The sequence below is a fragment of the Bacillus sp. Bvel1 genome (assembly GCF_014872755.1).
In the GTDB taxonomy this organism is placed as follows: Bacteria; Bacillota; Bacilli; order Bacillales; family Bacillaceae; genus Bacillus; species Bacillus velezensis.
On the sequence record NZ_JAAOBZ010000007.1, the window covers coordinates 202504 to 220574 of the forward strand.

At 41.5% G+C, this 18071-nt stretch carries 13 protein-coding genes; 1 reads left to right on the plus strand and 12 read right to left on the minus strand.

Going from position 1 to position 18071, the window contains the following annotated elements; translation table 11 throughout:
- Window positions 1-32 precede the first annotated feature (32 nt).
- Together HAP68_RS10225 and HAP68_RS10230 are read right to left on the minus strand one after the other, a co-directional pair.
- Window positions 33-866 (minus strand): DUF3800 domain-containing protein, encoded by an 834-nt coding sequence (locus HAP68_RS10225; protein WP_032859146.1) that lies wholly within the window; start codon window positions 864-866, stop codon window positions 33-35.
- Between the two features lie 60 nt (window positions 867-926).
- On the minus strand, window positions 927-1172 hold the full coding sequence (locus tag HAP68_RS10230) for a helix-turn-helix domain-containing protein (protein WP_046341328.1): 246 nt from the start codon (window positions 1170-1172) through the stop codon (window positions 927-929).
- Window positions 1173-1686: 514 nt separating this feature from the next.
- Here HAP68_RS10230 and HAP68_RS10235 point away from each other — a divergent pair.
- Window positions 1687-2502, plus strand: a complete 816-nt coding sequence (locus HAP68_RS10235) for a hypothetical protein (protein ID WP_046341330.1) — start codon at window positions 1687-1689, stop codon at window positions 2500-2502.
- Between the two features lie 90 nt (window positions 2503-2592).
- Here the strand turns inward: HAP68_RS10235 and HAP68_RS10240 are convergent, their stop codons facing one another.
- The 10 genes from HAP68_RS10240 to HAP68_RS10285 all read right to left on the minus strand — a co-directional run bounded on the left by HAP68_RS10240 (window position 2593) and on the right by HAP68_RS10285 (window position 17924).
- Complete coding sequence (locus HAP68_RS10240) at window positions 2593-4083, minus strand: glycosyltransferase (RefSeq protein WP_046341331.1); 1491 nt, start codon at window positions 4081-4083, stop codon at window positions 2593-2595.
- Window positions 4084-4205: 122 nt separating this feature from the next.
- Window positions 4206-5366 carry an N-acetylmuramoyl-L-alanine amidase gene (locus HAP68_RS10245; protein ID WP_046341332.1) on the minus strand — a complete coding sequence of 387 codons (1161 nt, stop codon included), beginning with the start codon at window positions 5364-5366 and terminating at the stop codon, window positions 4206-4208.
- A 45-nt stretch (window positions 5367-5411) separates the two neighbouring features.
- Entirely contained in the window at window positions 5412-5834 is a 423-nt protein-coding gene (locus tag HAP68_RS10250; RefSeq protein ID WP_046341333.1) for a phage holin family protein, read from the minus strand.
- 51 nt (window positions 5835-5885) lie between these two features.
- A complete protein-coding gene (locus HAP68_RS10255) occupies window positions 5886-6074 on the minus strand; it encodes an XkdX family protein (RefSeq protein ID WP_046341334.1) in 189 nt (62 codons plus the stop codon).
- Window positions 6071-6433: a hypothetical protein gene (locus HAP68_RS10260; RefSeq protein ID WP_046341335.1), complete on the minus strand. Its 363-nt coding sequence runs from the start codon at window positions 6431-6433 to the stop codon at window positions 6071-6073. Before HAP68_RS10260 ends, HAP68_RS10255 begins: the two co-directional genes overlap by 4 nt.
- Complete coding sequence (locus HAP68_RS10265; RefSeq protein ID WP_046341336.1) at window positions 6430-8253, minus strand: BppU family phage baseplate upper protein; 1824 nt, start codon at window positions 8251-8253, stop codon at window positions 6430-6432. Before HAP68_RS10265 ends, HAP68_RS10260 begins: the two co-directional genes overlap by 4 nt.
- 14 nt (window positions 8254-8267) lie before the next feature.
- Complete coding sequence (locus HAP68_RS10270) at window positions 8268-10832, minus strand: peptidase G2 autoproteolytic cleavage domain-containing protein (RefSeq protein ID WP_046341337.1); 2565 nt, start codon at window positions 10830-10832, stop codon at window positions 8268-8270.
- Between the two features lie 53 nt (window positions 10833-10885).
- Complete coding sequence (locus tag HAP68_RS10275) at window positions 10886-12589, minus strand: phage tail spike protein (protein ID WP_046341338.1); 1704 nt, start codon at window positions 12587-12589, stop codon at window positions 10886-10888.
- Between the two features lie 14 nt (window positions 12590-12603).
- On the minus strand, window positions 12604-13443 hold the full coding sequence (locus HAP68_RS10280) for a phage tail family protein (protein ID WP_046341339.1): 840 nt from the start codon (window positions 13441-13443) through the stop codon (window positions 12604-12606).
- Window positions 13437-17924, minus strand: a complete 4488-nt coding sequence (locus HAP68_RS10285) for a phage tail tape measure protein (RefSeq protein ID WP_046341341.1) — start codon at window positions 17922-17924, stop codon at window positions 13437-13439. The genes HAP68_RS10280 and HAP68_RS10285 overlap by 7 nt, the downstream gene beginning before the upstream one ends.
- Between the last annotated feature and the right edge of the window lie 147 nt (window positions 17925-18071).

The window sequence follows — 18071 nt, forward strand, 5'->3', positions numbered from 1 at the left end:
GTAATTTGTAACCCAATTATACATAAGTCAGACTAAGAATGCAAGGTTTTTTTCACAACTTGTGAAGGAGTAAACTTCCAGTGGGAGTATGGATAATTCCATTTATTTATTATATCACCGTCATTACTTGTACTAACACCCACGTTAAAATTTGATCTGATTTCACATATTCGTTTATGAATATGCTTATAAAGCTTCTCTTTAGCAATTGTTCTTTTCCCACGTTTACCTGTTTCTTCATTTTTTTCTAAATGAAGTTTATTTAACCTAAAAAACATTGCTCCTGTCACTATATCAGCACATTGCAATATAACATGATCGTGCGAAGAAACTTCAACAATATCATCATACCGTATCGAGAGATTTGCATTTATAAAATCGTCAGATAATCTTAAGTCATATATAAAGTTTTTAAATTTATCAACTTTTGTTTTCTTATCCGGGAATTGATCAAAATATAAACGTAAATTGATTTTTTCATTAGTTAAATTAGAATATTTCAAACCAAAAGCGTGTTTTATAAATTGATAGTAAAGCTTAAAATAAGACTCTTCATGTTCTTCTTTAGTAAAGTGTCTAGTTATATCGTCACTTACTAAATTCTGTTGAAACATAACTCTCATTTTCAACTTGTTTTCTTGTAATAAATCAAAAAAGATATCCATTAAACCAATATATTTTTCTAAGTATGGAGCAGTAACTTTGGTCCATTTTACTTCACCAGTTATATTTGCTTCGCTTTTATATTTATTCAATCTATTAGTAACATCTTCTAAGTGTATTGATTTAACTAAAGCCCCGCCGTAAAAATTACTGCAAAGCTTTCCTCTTTTAGTAGACTCGTCACAGTAAATAAGGTATTCCAAAATTTCCCCCCTCCCAAAATAAGTATACCTTATTTGCTGAAATTTAGAAATATTTGTTTCTTATTCGTCATACGGGCGGTACTTCTTCCGACCAGCTTCCAGTTCTTTTTTCTTCTCCTCTAAATCAGTCCGAAGAAACAAACTGATGCCGCTCAGCTTTTTAATCGGATTGAGCTTGCCACTGCTTATAAGCTGGCTTATTCGCTGACGGTTCACTCCCAGCAACTCTGCTGCTTCTTTGGTGGTGAGGACTTCACGTCGAATGAAGTCCTCGACCTCCTGACGGTTGTTTAAATGATATTCCATGTTATCTTCTCCTTATAATGTCTTTTAGGATAGCATACACTGTTAATGCCACTACAATAGCCATTACAGACGTCATAAATGAGTTTGTCCAAAACGAACGCACACCAATTGCTGCAACACTCAAAAGGATTAACGAAAAGATGAATTTTTGATTTTTCTTCATTTTTTATGCTAGACTGATTATAATAATATTGAGAAGCGAGCCGCTAACTCGCTTCCCTAACTATTTAATCCTTCTTATTTTTCTTCTCGTTATCGTTTGATTGTTGGGCAATCCATCCGATAGATACAACGTAGAAGATAATTTGAAGGATTTTTATCATGTTGTCTAGCATTTCCTCACCTCCTTATATATTTATTATACACAATCCATAAACAATTGTCTATAGATTTTATGAAATAATTCCCTCTGTTTCATTTTTTTCAATTCGTTATTTCTTCGCTTAAATAAACTATGGATAAACACCCTCTATTCCTTTAAAATGGAATCATCGTTTAAATCTAGGAGGAAGTTATGTCTTTATTTTATTCACTATTTGCAGCCCTAATGATAGTTGGAATATTCATGGGGTTGTGTCTGCTTGTTTTAAAGTCTACTAGAAAATTTGGAATTCAACTTACGATTGGATGTTTGTCAATCCTGCTTCTAATGTCTCTTGCAAACAGATTCATTTTTAAATTTGGAGATGAACATGAAGCAGCTATAACTCCACAAACATTTCATAAAATTAAAGAAGGCATGACTTATGAGGAAGTTAAGAAAATAGTTGGCGGGAAAGCTAGATCAGAAAGCAATTTATATGCAGGTTCTAAAGAATACGTTTATTCAGGGAAAGATGGGTTAGAAAGTGGATCAACAGTTACTCTGGAATTTGACGATGATGAATTAAATTTTATATCTGAAACAGGCTTAATTAGTAAGCGAGAAGATGAACAGAATGAAGATGAGGATACGACTACTGTTATAGAAAATGAAACAGAAGAAGATCAAATCAATGATTTAGTTGAAAACAATTTAAAAAACGTCTCTATCGATAAAATTGAATTGAATCAAGATATGAGTAAAAATAAAGAAAAGCAATACATCGCATTAGTTCATTTGTCATTCAATCTGAAAAATACTCCCGAAAGAGCAAAAAAAATAACGCAGACGTATAGCGAAGATCTAGCTGCTCGAATAGGCGACAAAATAAAAAGTGTTGACCAACTGATCATATTTTGGAAAATTCCCTACTTAAATGACAATGCCGTCCTCGCAAAAAATTCATACGTAAGATCTGGAAGTCACTTCATTATTGCCGATCAAGCATACCAACCACCTTTGCAATAAAATAAACTAAAGATATGTGTTTTCAATGATCAACCTTAAAGAGTCTCATACAACAAACAGCCCCTTCATCTGATAGAAGGAGCTGTTTTTTTATTCATTCAACAAGGCAAACCATGCTTTCTGGTAAACTTTCTGGCCAAACCCTTTAAATATAGACTTCGTGCTCTTAGACAAACGTTTTCTTGTCTTTTCTTCAGACATGATTTTTATTACCCTGTCTGCCAATTCATTTTGGGTTTTAACTAGATAACCATTTTTCTCGTTCTGTATCATATCTTTAGGGCCGTATTTAATATCATATGATGTTACCGGTGTACCTGCGGCTAAGCTTTCAAGAATGGTTAGTCCAAATCCTTCAGATTTTGAAGTGAGGATTGAACAAGCTGCTTTTTGATAAACCTCAATTTTGTTGTCTGTAAATCCTTTTAATTCAATATTTTTCGTTAAGTTTAATTTTTCAATTAGTTCTTGAAAGTATGTTTCATGCTCACCCGTGCCATAAATTTCGTATTTCGCATCTGGAATAACATCAACTACTTTTTTGAATGCCTTTATAGCTTCCTCTAGACCCTTTTCTTTATGATAGCGGGACAAAGTTACCGCTAGGTGCGGATTAACCTTAGAATTATCCTTCTCAGTGTCAGGTTTACTTATTCCATGTGGAATAACGCGATAATTCAATCGCTCTCCAAACTCGTTTGAAAAGTCATTTTTTTGTTCCTCAGTCAAAAACACAATCTGATCAAATTTATCAGGGTTCTTGAATAAAGCATTATATTGTTGACTTAATTCAAATTCACCCTTCTCATTTAAATCGTAATGATTAGTGTGCAACACAACAACTTTTCTCACATCAGATAATCTTTTATCCAATAATAAACTGAAATTTTTAGGGTTGTCAGACATGATGATTGGTGATTCAATCTCTTTTGTTCGATTAGCTATCCAATATGCCGCCAGGTCTTCTAGGTTCTTAAATTCTAAAGGCTCGGGATAGAAAAGATTGCAGCGGAATATCTCTTCATCTTTAGGCTTTAACCATGTTGTGAGATAACATTTCCCATCCTTTCCGAAATAACGATCTAACTTTGGTTTGTTGCTGAACAAATCCATTTGGCGTTCACGTACTAAATAACCATCCTCGTTATATTCTTCTCTGCGAAGCCTGTGTCTAGCTTCATTCATGTAATCAATATATGCAAGCCGTCCATTGTTATCGAACTTTTTGTACTTTACATACAGACCATCTTTGAAGTAACGAAAAGCATTGTTTGCTTTAAAAACGATGAAGCCTTCTTCTTCTTTATTCGGATTCCCTTTTATACGATGATCTTCTTTACTGTTCTTAAAAGGATCTAGATCATTGAATAAATTATAAACCTTCACTCTTTCATCCAGTTCATTGGTATTATAAAGATTTTGAATGATACTTCTATGATTCTTTTGAAAAAGAATGGTTAGAAATTGAGTTTCTTTATACTCTGAAACGAGTGTATTCGCTCTATGTATTGTTGCTTTGGTCATACCGCCTCTTTTTGTATTTAAGGAATTAAATAAAAAAACCGGACTAACGAGAGACATATTTTATCCCCTTTTCATATTTTTTCACTAGATTATATTACTATAAATGAAATTTTAATGAAATAGTCATATAAAAAGAGAATAATTACAGGAAAACCCTCCTTGTATAAAGAGGGCTTTAGTTATTTTAATAATGATTCAATCTTAACTCTGGTTTTCGGCCCATAAATTCCGTCAGGAGTTAAACTATTCATCACCTGAAATCTTTTCACTGCATTCGCCGTCTTCGGTCCATACGCACCATCAATACCAAAGTTTTTTGCGTTTTTATCTGGATAATAATGAAGAGCCGCTAACGCAGTCTGGATCTGTTTTACAGACTCCCCTCGGGTTAACGGGTTTGTGACTTTAAAATTACCCGCAGGCAAGCTGAATTTTGATTTTTGAGTGGTTTTAGGCTTTGAGGCTTTTACCTTCTTTTTGCCGCCGCTTTTCAGCTCATTATCACTCTTAATATAGGAGACATTCACATATCCGTGGAATGTCTGGCCTTTTGAATTGGTGTATTCAACATATCCCCATCCGTTGACAGTTGATCCAAGCTGATATTTTACAACCGTGCCATTCGGCAGGTTAAGCACCATGGAAGAAGAAGCGCTCCGTTGTGTACGTAAAACAAGGCCATCACTTGAAACCACCGTGTTTTTGATGAATCTTCCTTTATCTGTATGGGTAACATCTGGATTTGATACAACTGGCACCGTTACAACCACGCCGGCCATTCGCTTTTTAACACGGGTCTTAAAATCGGCAAACCCTTGAGAGTTGCTTACCCACGGCGCCGGGCAGATTTTATGTGTGATATCGTAATGTCGAACAATGTCATTGATTGGATCGAGTTTATACATTTTGCACAGCTCGGCACAAACTTGTTCTGCACGAGCGATGGTATCCGGATGGAAAGTGCCGTTCTTTTCAATGCAAAGCTCCACGCCGATAGATAAGAAATTTGCATTCGGTTTCAACGCCGCGACACCCCGGTAAGGCTGCCCGTTAACGAATTGCTGAACGTCATTCGCATGATAGGCCACCTCATTCAACGGAATGATGCAAATAGCCTCTGTACGATCGACAAAGATATGTGCCGATGCAAACGTCTGTTTTTTCTCAGACAGATTTCTGTTCTGTACGGGGAGCGTTTGACCAAAGTATCTATAATGATTGGCAGCAGGCGCGCCGGGGTTTGCCGTGTAATGCACCACCAGTTTCTTCACGCCGTTGTTTTTGATTCCCGGCCGCGTCCATTTGTTAATATCAATATATTGGTTTCTGTATGCTGACATAAAAATCTCTCCTATTCTGTTTTTGAATACAAAAAAGCAGCCGGATTAACCAGCCGCCTGATCGTCTTTTTCTTTTGTCTGATCGTTGTCGCTTTCAATTACGTGTAGCCGGTCAGTGATGACGGCCGGGATTTTAACGCCGATCTGCGCCAAATTCTCCGTAATGGACAGTCCTTCGTTTGCGATATAAAAAAGAACGGTCCCGAAAGTCAGAACACCGTTCAAATTTGTGATTGTATCAATAACATTAGCCACAATTACAACTAAAAAGCTGAGCATCTTACGGACGTACCCGAACCATGCGTTACGGCTGCGAAGCTTCTTGAGCTTCCATGCTTTAATAATTCCTGTCACGACATCCAGAATACTGAGGATGAGAAGTAAGTCAAGGTATTTCACCTCCCCGAAAAGATATGTTCTTGCGATCTGTAAGCTTTCAAAGTTCATCCACACTTGTATTCCCTCCATTTGTTGATCACCTCCCTTGAGGCAAAATAAAAACACCTCTGCGGGTGTTTATTAGCTCCCTGTCCCGCCCACATCCACACTGATTGGCTGTTCTGTAGCGGGATAGGTTAAACCAGTGATTTGTTTATATTGCTCTTCAGTAATTCTGTTCAATTCAACAAAACGGGCGACATTAGCATTCGTATAATAGTTTCGGCCCCAGCCATAAATAGTCTTTATATTTGAAAACCAATCCACTATGCTTTTCCTCCCTCTGCTAACATAAGAAGCAAGTCAGCCAATATTTTTGACTGTTCCTCGGCTGCGCTTTGAGCTTCTGCCAGCTGCTCCATGATGGCGGCATTTTGTTGTTTGAGAATATCAACAGCTGTTGGTTCTCGTACACTTTTTGCCTGCTCTAATATGGCATCCTTTTCTTCTCGTGTTGCCGCTTCTACCCATACTTGCTTGCTAGGATCGAATTTCGGCTTAAAAAATGAAGGTGGTTGAATTAGCGTGCAATTTTCAGGAATAATATAATTTCCTTGCTCATCTACTTCGCTAATAATAGAAGGTCCGATAAAAATAAAATCTTCTCCATACTTGTATGCTTGAATCATGTTGCAGTTCCTCCTGTTTGTAGCGGCACAGATACATCTATATAAAAACCATCTAATCTATTTGAATCAAGTGGCGTTGGATATTTAATCTTTAAGTCACCATCATCGTATACAATCAAATTTGCCGTTCCCCCTGTTCCGCTTAGAGCAACCGAAACGACAGCCCCTCCTATCGGCGTGTACTCAACTGGTATTGACCCAAAAATAATTTCTGCATCTACCCTTACGTGACCTCGTAATAACAACAAAGAACCCGATTTTGCATATATTGGCGTGCGTGTCCCCACGGTAGCACCGTTTTTCAGCGTAATATTTTGCCACACAGGATTTTCAAAATCATTATTTGTAATGAGCCGTTTCCATCCTTTAAAAACACCGTTAGTATGAACCGTGGTATGCCACAAAGTGTTATCATGGCTACGCCAAGCTATGATGGACTTTCTTCCGGAATCGCCTTCGATAACATCATAGTTGAACCAAGAACTATCATTTACAACAGGATTGTTTTTGACTGATGTGCCATTCGCATAATAATAACCTGAACTTAACGCTAGAACGTCTGTCTCATTTACTAATTGTGTTCGTTTTCCGTCATCCTTTGTCAACTTCGTCATCTGGCCGCCATTCCACTTGTCTTTTTCAGTTTTTGTTACGTGAATATCCGTTTTATCGGCATGAACATCGACTTTTGACTGCGCCCCTTCCACTGACTCAAACTCACGCCATGACGTCCAAGAATCCGAGCCTGAGATTTTATTACGCATAAACTTTCGGCGGCCTGACGACGTTGAGTCGCTGCTGCTATAGGACGTATATTCCTGATATGCATACGTTCCGTAGTTGTGGACGAATAGATACCCGTTATTATTCACGGGCGCATTTAATGCTGTCGTGACACTGCTCATATAGTATAAGCCTGTATCCGTTACCGTATTGAAATCAGCACCGCTTAGATACTTCGCTAGCCCATTATCTTCCGTTAATTTAAAGAGCTGTCCTGCATTCCATTTATCCTTTTCAAATTTTGATGTATGTCTTTCTCCGTTGTTATCGTGTTGTCGAAAAGCATAGTAATCAGCCTGTTTGATATTATCGACTTTATCAAGTCCAACTTGTGCCGCAGTAACCTTGTGCGGGTTTGAAGTGTCAGAGGTGTGTTTGTCAAAATCCTCTTTCTTTGCTTGTACGTCATTTGTTACGGCAGATAGCCCTATCTGCGCTTTTGTTACTCCATGTGGGTTACTTTTATCCTTTGAGTGCTTATCAAGATTCGCCTGAACAGCGTCAGCCTTTTCTTGCGAGCCCTTTTTCGTTTCAACAGCTTCGAGATCGGCAAATTTCTCCCGTAATTCCCCAACGGTTTGACTGATTTCTTTAACGGTTTGGTTTACCCCGTCTCTCAGCGTTTCAAAGTCGTCAATGTAGTAGTCAGCTGTCGGAATGATGTTCTGATCTTCTAACGTTTTAGCGATAGAAAAGGTGAAAAATGAAGTTACCAGGGATTGTCCGTTTGTATAATATAGTTTGATTTCAGCCTTAACAGTTCCGTAATGCTTCAGTTCCTCATCAGACAAAATGTATTCAGCTGTACCATTGACTTTATCTATAAGTGTAAGACTCTTTTTATAAAATGATCCGTCAGCATATAGCAGAACGATTTTTGCATCCAATGCTGACAAAGGCAACGGTACGCCATCCTTCACAAAAGAAAAGGACAGCTTGGCGCTGCCCGTATCTTGCGTCATAAATTGTATGTTAGTGGTTCGACCGTTTGACCGTCCGGCATTAATATCGAATGACACGCTCCCCGTTTTATACATCTTTGATTCCTCCCTTAATGCTGCGGCGTAACTAGCATCTGCGCTACCCCGTAACCTTTTTTCACATCGAACGGAATTTTGATTTTCATAACAGTTCCGTATCCGGCGCTTTCCGCCTTTGTCGCAACACCATGGATGGCAGAAACACTATCGCCGACTGTTACCGTTTCGTCGATCCTAACGAAGACTTGACCGATCAAACCGATTACATGCCACTCGTCCCTTTCCTCTCTTGGTTTGTATTCGGCTTCAGGCTTATAATTCGGATTTTCAACAGGTATCTTAAGAATTTCATTTCCATCATTCACCTCACGATAAACCAGTCCGCCAAATTCATCGCGGAGATAACGATCATTCCAATAAAACGATGCTCCACCGAGCACAACGCCGGCTGTCTTTGAAACAACGCCAAGAATATTGTCCCCTACATGAGCTTTACGAATCTTATCGCCTTCTAACGCAACAAGATAAGATGCCTCAATCTTTGAGCCGTCGGCAGATTCAAAATACTCCGCTAAGTCCTTTAAATTAGACACACTTTCAATAGCGCCTGTAGCTCGAACAGTCCCATTTTTAGCATTAAGTTCAATCTTTTTATTCGCTTCTGATGCGCTGCCATCACCGTGCCCCATCGCAAGGGAATAAGATTTACTATTCTTTGTAGCCTTTGAAAACATAACACCCGAAGAAGCTCCGTCTCCGGTCGTATGCGAATCGTACGAAAACATTACACCATTTCGTGATCCTTCTGTAGATGCTCCACCTGCGTTACCAGCAATCAGATTTCGTTCACCCTTTGCAATTGTTGATCCGGTATTTGCAATGATAGCACTGTAATTCGTAAGTGGATGCCCGGAAGATGTTGCTGCGCGGAAACCGCCTTTAACGTTATTAGGAACGACAGAGTGCTTTTGGTCACCTAATACTGCCGCGTTTCTATAGCCATAAGCCCTTACTGCAAGGATGTTCGTTTGAGTATTCGGCGATGTAATGCCAGCTATACCATTCGAGCCGTGCAGTAAACCATTAACTAAATTTACATTGTATACGCCGCCTCCTATTCCGATCCCGTTAGGTGCTGATTCATGGCTTACAAAATCGGAAATGAAGACATCATCTGTTCGTTGATCGCCGCCAACAATCCGAATGTCATATTCAGCAGTTTTAAATCCAGTTACTTGAAGATTGGTAACGTTTATCTTTCGACTTTTATATTGAAATGCAATAACTGAATCTCCTTTGTAGTCGTATGTCGGATCCCCAATCGCTGTAAAACCAATGATTTTCACTCTCTGATATGCCGAAACAACTAGCGCCTTTGGAGCTAGTCCTTCATAAAGCGAATTGAACCTTGGTTCTCTTGACGTGCAGTCTACTAACGTCACATCACGTGCAGTCTCACTCCACGGATCCGTCGCTAAATGATGCCCAATGTGTCGCAAATCAAATGATCGGACGTCCCGAAAGGATTCATGACCTCGAATATGGACGTTACAAGGTGCCGGCCATTCTGCATGGGCCTTAACTTCTACCCCGCGGACGTTACCTTCAGTATAGTTATCAATCACCCAGATATGCTTAGAACCATCATCTACTTCAATACCGTTTGAATTGGCCCCGCCTTTACGATGTGCCTTCCCGGTAGGATTTGTCATAACATTATGTGTAATGAAAACGTATTCGCTGTAGTGTGTGGTAATGCCATCGTCACCATAACCAGAGCCAACACAGCGGTCAATCCAAATATACTTACTGCCAGTTGCGGTATAATTTTTAGCAGTTATATCGTATGTCGGTGCAGTTATATCGAAGCAATGCAACCCCGGATTAATACCCTCAACTTCACGGATGATACCGAACTTGACTTGCGCAAATGTCAAGCAGCTTGAATGTATCCCGCCAGTCGCTCCTACACCGCCTTGACGTTCCGGATTCCAATCAAGAGACATACCTTCAACAACAATATTCCGGTTGCCTAACGTATGATCAGCATTTGTAACAACCCACTCGCTGGCCGGTGTATCTTCATGGAGCTTAAGTGTAGTGACACCCATACCTTGACCAATCATATATGTCCAAGATGGAAGTTTGACTCCTTTAACAACATATGTGCCGGCTGATAGCATGAGGCGAACCTTACCAGTACCAATTGCCCTTTTAAACGCTTCTGAACTATCGGTTTCTCCGGTTGGATCAGCACCGAAGTCATCTACATTGACGGTTCGTTTAATCTTTTGGAGAAGCTTGTTATACTCTTTATCCAGCCGCTCCTTGAGCAATGGAGTTATATTTCCTTCAGCATCAACCCGCGCATCCACAACTTCTTTTACATTTGTTCCATCAGCATTTAAAATCAGGTTGCGTATCCGGTTATATAGACCATCGATATATGAGCGTAAAGAAAAGCCGCCATGGTCAATTTGCTCCGACGAGTGGGCTTTATTGCTCTTTTTATGGCTGTTTATCTCGTTTTCAAGACTATTCAATCCATTTTCAACGGTCTCAGCATCTGCTCTTTGTTCAGCAATATACCTTGCGTTTCTAGTGGTGTCATAATCCTTGATTAACTTGAATCCCAATGTGTCACTCTCCTTTCAAGACAAAATAAAAAACACTCTTACAAAGAGCGCTTCTAAATCATCATTCTCAGTTTTTGTACATAACGCTTTTGATCTTTTAATCGCTTTTCTTGCTCCATCCGGATATCCTGAATATCTTTACGGAAATTAGCAAAGTTCAATGTTGGTTTTGCATATGGATTTAAGGGCTTATATTGAATGGAAAGCAGCCGGACATCGTCTTCATAGGTTACGCCATAAACTGTATCAGCCAACACATGAAGAGTGTCTCCTTTCCAAAAATCATCTTGTATTTCAAGAAGCTTCGGCTCATAGATGTATTCATAATCCACCTCGATTTCCATTTTCGGGTAAGGATTCACGTATTTTTTAAGCGCCTCCATCATGCTGGACTCTTTTTTATAACGCTCGTCGCGCAGTGGCTCAGCCCACCGCGGCATGCCATCAAGCAGGAACTTATTTTCGTCAGGGTGCTTGTAAAGGACCGGCTCAAAGACGTACTCCGTTTTTTTGCTGTCGGTGCTGCTGTTTTCCTTTATTGCTCCGTATCCCCGTGCTCGGGTAGAGCAGCCGTCTGTCGATGTTTTAATTTTAATGCCGGGCATATTGTAACGAGAGTCGAGAGTGTGATTGATACGCTTTCCCATCTTTTTATAAACGTAAATCTTGTAATTATCCACATCAAGCTCTAAGCCGTAGTCTTCCACAATTTCGCTTATCAGCTCATTCGCGAACTTGTCACCAAAATTCTCCTGCTCTACACTTTTAAATTCACTTTCCTTGTCTTTGAAAATATAAGAGAATTTCGTTCCCTTCAATGTGAAATCAAGCATTTTTCGTACAGTCAGTGTACCGCTGATCGTCTCTTCTACATAATGGTTATTCAAAACGGCGACGAAAACATGGCTTGCAGAAACTTTCTTGCTGAGTGTTTTTTCCTGATCAACCTCAACCATCGTAATAAAGTATTTTTGATGGTTGAATTTTTTTTCGTCCAGATAAAGGATATTGTCATTTATAAGCAAATCATATTCAATGCCATTATCAGCAGTTCGAGTGATCGTAAACTCAATATCTTTTTTTCCGGTGGTGTCATCTAGCAGATCCGGATCGGCACCAATGACTTCGACCACTTGATTTCCGTCTTGACTGGAAACATGCAGTTGAGGGAAATAAACGTCTTTCGGCAATTTTTGATTCAGCGTAATGTCTTTACCATCATATTCTTTACTTGGTATGTCTGGCTCAGGATCTGGTGTACTCGGATTACTCGGTTCGTCTGGTACTCCCTCGGTTGTATCATATTTCGTTAATTTATAGGTGAAAATGAGGCTGTTCAATTTTGTTGCGTAATTTGGGTCGGTAGCATACCCGGATTTGACGAGAGCCGCAGTTGCTTTCTGATAGTCTGTTTCCCCGACGACAGCTTTATAATGGTTTTTGTCCCAGCTAAGGCCATTTAAGTACAGGTTCGCCAGGTCTTGTATAGATTCTTTCCATGAAGGGTATTTCCTGAATTTAGCCGGAACTTGTACATTTTCTCCGTTGATAACTTCCCATGTCTGCATAATGACATATTGGCCGTTGTATTCGCCCTTCATACCGAAAAGATTATGCCCTTTTGTCGCCAATTCACTTGTGCCCCAAGCGCTTTCTAAGCATCCTTGCGCAATGATCAGTGATGCGAGAATACGGTGCTTTTTATATATTTGCTGGGCGTCGCCGGCAATCTCTTTAATAAAATCTGTATTCGCCATATATACCGCCTGCCTTACAAGTAGTAAAACCGTGTATCAAATTCTATGACAAAATCATCGGCATTTTGAATTTCAAACTCATTCCATCCAATTTCGAGATTCGGCAGACGTCCAGATGTTTTTATTGGTTTATTATTGAGCAGCGCGTACTGCTTTAAAAATGATACCTGCTGTGACTTCTCCAACTCCTGTTCAATCGTTAATTTCTCGCCATTGGTATGATTGATTAGCGTTACATTCTTCCCTTCGGCGTTCAATAGGACGTTATACGCGTGATCTAGTGGATTGATTTGGACATCTCCGGAATTAAAGACAGAGAAACGTTTCTGATTCTTAAAATAATAGGCCAGGTTGTCATCTGATTGCAGGTTCATACCAATGTTCCAGTTCTCTCCTGACTGAGTCTGCGCTGTTTTGGTTGAATGTTTAGATTCTGCCATCCCGGTAATATTGGTAAACTCGACCGAAAAAACAGCATGTGTTTTCTCCTTTTCTTTGGCAATGCTGAAGTTTCCATCACACATAACAAGGAAACGACGATTCGGCCATAAGTCAGTAGAAATATAATAGGCAAATGGCTTCACCAATAAAGCATAGAGCTGATGTCTAAGTATATAGAAATTGTTGTGAATTTTTGAATTCATATATACTTCTACAGTGACTTTTCTTGATGAATAGGTCACATCACGTGGATGCTGTGCTGAGATAACACCATGACGCCGCGGGATCGTAATTGTTTCCCGATTGATAGCCGGCGCTTCCGCCAAAAAACTCAATACTTCAAATTGAGGGAGCAAGCTGTCAAGGCTCTGCTCCCCCAATCCGTTATCAAAATCCAAAAATAGTTTTACCAAGCAGGCTTACCCCCATTTCTATATTGTTTTCTTCTATATCGGTCAGCGCTCGTTTGGTCTACTCGGGCCCCGTCAATATAAGTGTTGTTATCTTTTAAGACCAGCTGTTGCAGTAGCTGAATGTTCTGCTGGAGAGCGTCAATCTGCTGCCCCATCATGCTGATTTGCCTTTCTTGATTCTCCACGACCCGAGTCATATCGATATTGACGCTTCTATCATTTTCAGGCTGTGCTGCGGATGCTTTTTGGAGTAATAGCAAAGCCTTTGAGATCATCCCTTCTTGCAGTGAAGGCAGTACGCCAAGCTCACGCCCAACCCGCGCCCACAATCCGATATTCCTTTCGCGGTATGCTGGATCTTTCGTAATGGTAGTTTCATCGTACCCTCGTTCGTTGAGGACGGCGAGCTTGGAGCCGCCGCGCCCCGGAGAAGTACCGCCCTTTGCATATCCCACATACGGGCCGCCGCGCGCCATTGATTTCAAGCCGGGATGATTTGATATATCTCCATATCGCCCTTTGATGTAATTAATGGCCGCCAGAATGTTGTCCACCGGATTAAGTATGTTGTTATGACCCGGAAATGCGTTAGAGGAAAACGTACTCGGAATGGTCTGCATTAACCCCCTTGACGGGTTTCCTGCTCTTGCATTGGAATCTGTAAGGTTAATGGCATTCGGATTTCCTCCTGACTCTTTCATGGCAATCGTGATTAAGCCGGGAACCCATGAAAACGGGACACCAGCAATGCCGACCGCTTCCGATACCCATTTTTGGACCTGGGCAGATCCAGTTGTTCCTTTATAGGCATCTGCCGTAAAAAATCCCACATCCGGCAAGACCCCTTTTAAGAATTGAAGGGCACCGCTTTTTAGCGTTTTGAGAATACCAGTCCCTAACCCGTCTATTCCGGTTCCTGTTTTAAACGGGATCATTCCTTTGAAAATGCTGCTGATTATCTTTTGCGGCCCTTTGATAATCATATCCATAACGTCAGAAGCGACGTCCTTCGTTTTGCCAATGACATTCTTGCCGACAGAGACAGCGCCTTTCACCAGCTTTTTCGACCCCTCAAACGCATTCTTGAAGAAGTTTCCGACCCCATTTGCATAACCGGGAAGTCCTGTGGCAGCTGCTTCTTTCGACTGAGCGTGCGGAAGAACAGACGTGCCGCGCGGAAGATCCCACACTTGCGGGCCGCCCATTCCGACAATGTAAGTGCCGATGCCGGGCGTGTGAGCAAGCTCCCATCCTTCTTCGCCGACTAATGCCCGGCCGCCTGGGTGGAAGTCTGTTCCCTTGGCATAGGCTACCCCCGGTGCGATTTGCATAGAGGAAGGCTGACGGTTATCGTATCCAGCAGGCTTCCACTCTGGGATAGTATCCATGTGCATAAATTCTAAAATATTATTGATCCAGCCAGTAACAGCATTAACTCTCTCAGCCAAGTCTACTTTAAATAGGTCCCATACACCGAGTACCTCTCCAGTTTCTGTATTAACTTCGCTAATATGCCCAGCAGCTTGTTTTTTTGCCTCTTCTACGACACCTTTATGAGTTTCTTTTGCTTCTTTAATTGTCTTTTTAGCCTGACTCCTTGCGTTTTCAACGGTTTTATCGTGTTCTTCTTGAGAAATTGACCCTTTTACATAACGTTGCTCATCCGCGGCATCAATAACGGCATCACGTTGTTTCTTAGCTGCTTTAATTGTTTTCTCTTTTGCCTTGTTACTGTCTTTTATAACAGCAGCCGCTTGTTTAGCAGAAAGATTAGACGTCTCTTCTTTTAACTTTTTAGATATCTTTATCTGCTCAGCCTTGCTTCGTGAGAGCGCAGTCTCCATTTCAGAGAGCATTGCAATTTGGATTTTTGCTATTTCTTTATTCTCTTTTTCCGTGGTTTTTCGATTTTCGCGGGCGGCAGTCTTATAAATTTCATCTACTCGATCAACATACTTTTGGATCTTCTTTTGTTTTTTCTCGTTATAAGCATCAATTTTGCCAATGATTTTATTTTCTTCTTTATCAGACATTCCGTTATTAGAAGCATAAAATTCTTTCAGCACTTTAGTTGCATTGGTCGCGCTGGTTTTGTATCCGTTTTTCAAAGAATCTCCCATGTCTTTAAAGCGCTTTGACATGTCATCTGCAATATCAGTCGTGATGGTAGCATTGGTCGCTTTCAGGGTGTTCAGCTTGGCTGTAACCTCAATGTTCATGTCTTCATAGGCGTTGACGGCTTTTGCTGTGGATTTTGATACACCGTCTCCAAAATCAATTGTTGCCGGGAGCACTCGTTTCTTTAAATTGTCGTAATACTTAAATCCGGCATCAGCTAAAAGAGTCACACCCGTAATTAACGCGCCGACTGGTCCGCCTAACAATCCAAGTCCGCCACGTAAAAGACCGACAACAGCAGTGCCTTTTTTAAGTATGTTAAACAGGCCGAAACCGCTTTTTGCAAGCTTCATAAATCCGCCGGCCCCTTTTACGGCATTTAATCCGGTTTTGATAATTCCGGCGCCGAACTTTAACAGCTCAGGAGCAAAAGTAAGAACGAGTCCGGCAATTGTTCCGATTGGACCGCCGAAAAGAGTTAGACCAGTACCGGCCACACGGGAAGCGCCGCCAAGTCCGCGCATCGCTTTCGAGCTTCTATTTGTCGATTGCTCCAGCCGGCCCACTCGCGTCGCTGCCACGGCGTTTGTTTGGTTGAGCCTTTCCATTCGGGTGGCTGCTACCGTTGCCGCAGTGGAGGTTGTCGCAATACCAGCTGCCGCTGTTCGGGATGCAGCACCTGCCGCAACAGCTTCAGTCGTATAAACGCCGAGACTTGCAGATGCCCGATTGACGTTACCGGTTAAATATCCTCCAGCCGTGCGGAGCATATTCCAGCCTGCGGCGATCCTCGGTAAAGCTCCAAGTACCAACAGAAAAGCCCCGCCCAAAAGAGAAAATACCGTAACTGCTCCACCTGTAATAGCGATGGTGCTCGCCACAGAGTGTGGTAAAGAATCAAACCATGTCACTAATGATGTCAGTCCGTCAGTAGTAGCCCTGATAATTGGTATAAACTGATTTCCTATGGTGATGACCGCGTTATTTGCTGCAGATTTCAGATATTCTACAGATCCGGCTAGGTTGTCCATCTGCGTGTCAGCCACTTTTTCAGCAATGCCGCCGCTGTTTTCTATTTCCGCTGTAAATTCTTGCAGTTTATCTTTCCCTGCATGCATGAGTGTGATAAAACCTGATAGAGCATTCTGTCCGGCAAGCTGCTTGGCGATTCGGATTTGTTCTGTTTCAGTATAATTTTTTGTCTTTTCTGTGATCTGTCCCATGATGTCGGCCAGCGGGCGCATCTTGCCAGTAGAGTCCGTCACTTTCAGACCTAATTCCTCAATTGCGGAAGCCGCCGGCTTAGGCGGAGCCGCCAAACGTGTCAGCGTTGCTCGAAGGGCTGTTCCGGCCATGTCTGCTTTAATTCCGCTGTTTGCCATAATACCGGTTGCTGCAGCCAACTCTTCCATGCTGACACCTGCTGTTTTAGCAGCCGGAGCCGCGTATTTCATCGTTTGGCCAATCTCTTGCAAAGTGGCATTAGAGTTCGTGAACGTATACGTCATTGCATCAGCAACACGGTTTGTGTCCTCTGCCTTAATATGAAATTCAGTTAAGATGTCAGAAACGATATCAGCCGTAACGCCAAGGTCGGTTTGGCCGGCGGCAGCCGTCGCAAGCAAGCCGGGCATAGCACCGATAATTTGGTTCGTCTTATAGCCGGCCATCGCTAAATACTGCATGCCTTCGGCTACTTGCCCATCCGTATATTGCGTAACAGCGCCGAGATGTCTAGCTGTTTCTGTTAATGATGCCAATTGATCGTCCGTTGCATTCGCCAATGCGGCGACACGGCTCATATCTTTCTCGAAGCTTGCTGCGGCCTTAACGGTTGCACCGATCCCAAGCGCTCCGGCGGCACCAATTCCCGCTAACGCCTTTCCCGTGGCTGTTGCGGATTTATAAACAGCATTCAGTTCTTCTGATACATCCTTTGAATCCTTTTTAAAAACAGAAAAAACGCCTGCGGCTCGACTGCTGCTGTCTGACATGGTCTGAAACTCTTTGCCGACTTTATTCAGCTCTTTGCCGAGATTCTCATGAACCGCAATAGCATCATTCAAACGCCGCGCCTGAATCTGTGTCTCCCGGTTGTCTTTTCCTTTCTGTCTGACCAGTTCTTCATACCGTTGACGGTGTTCTTGGACTAATCTGCCTTGAATCTTATACTTATTGCTTAAGCCCTCCATCTGTGATTGCAAGAGCTTTGATTGGTTGCCGACATTTTTATAAATGCTTCCGGCTGCCTTCATTTCTGAATTTGCCAGGCGCATCTGCCTTTTTAAGCCCTCAATTCCTCGGTTAAATCCTGTATCATCAAGGCCGACCTTAACGACCATATTTCCTATAGGTTGAGCCATATGTATCCACCCCGCTTTCCTGGCAAAGATTCAACAAAAAAGACAGGCTATAAGCCCGTCTAAAAGAAGACATCTTCAAATTTCACTTCTTCTGGTTTATTGGTTTCGGTCAATATCTCTAAATAGTGATATATGTCCATCTCGTCA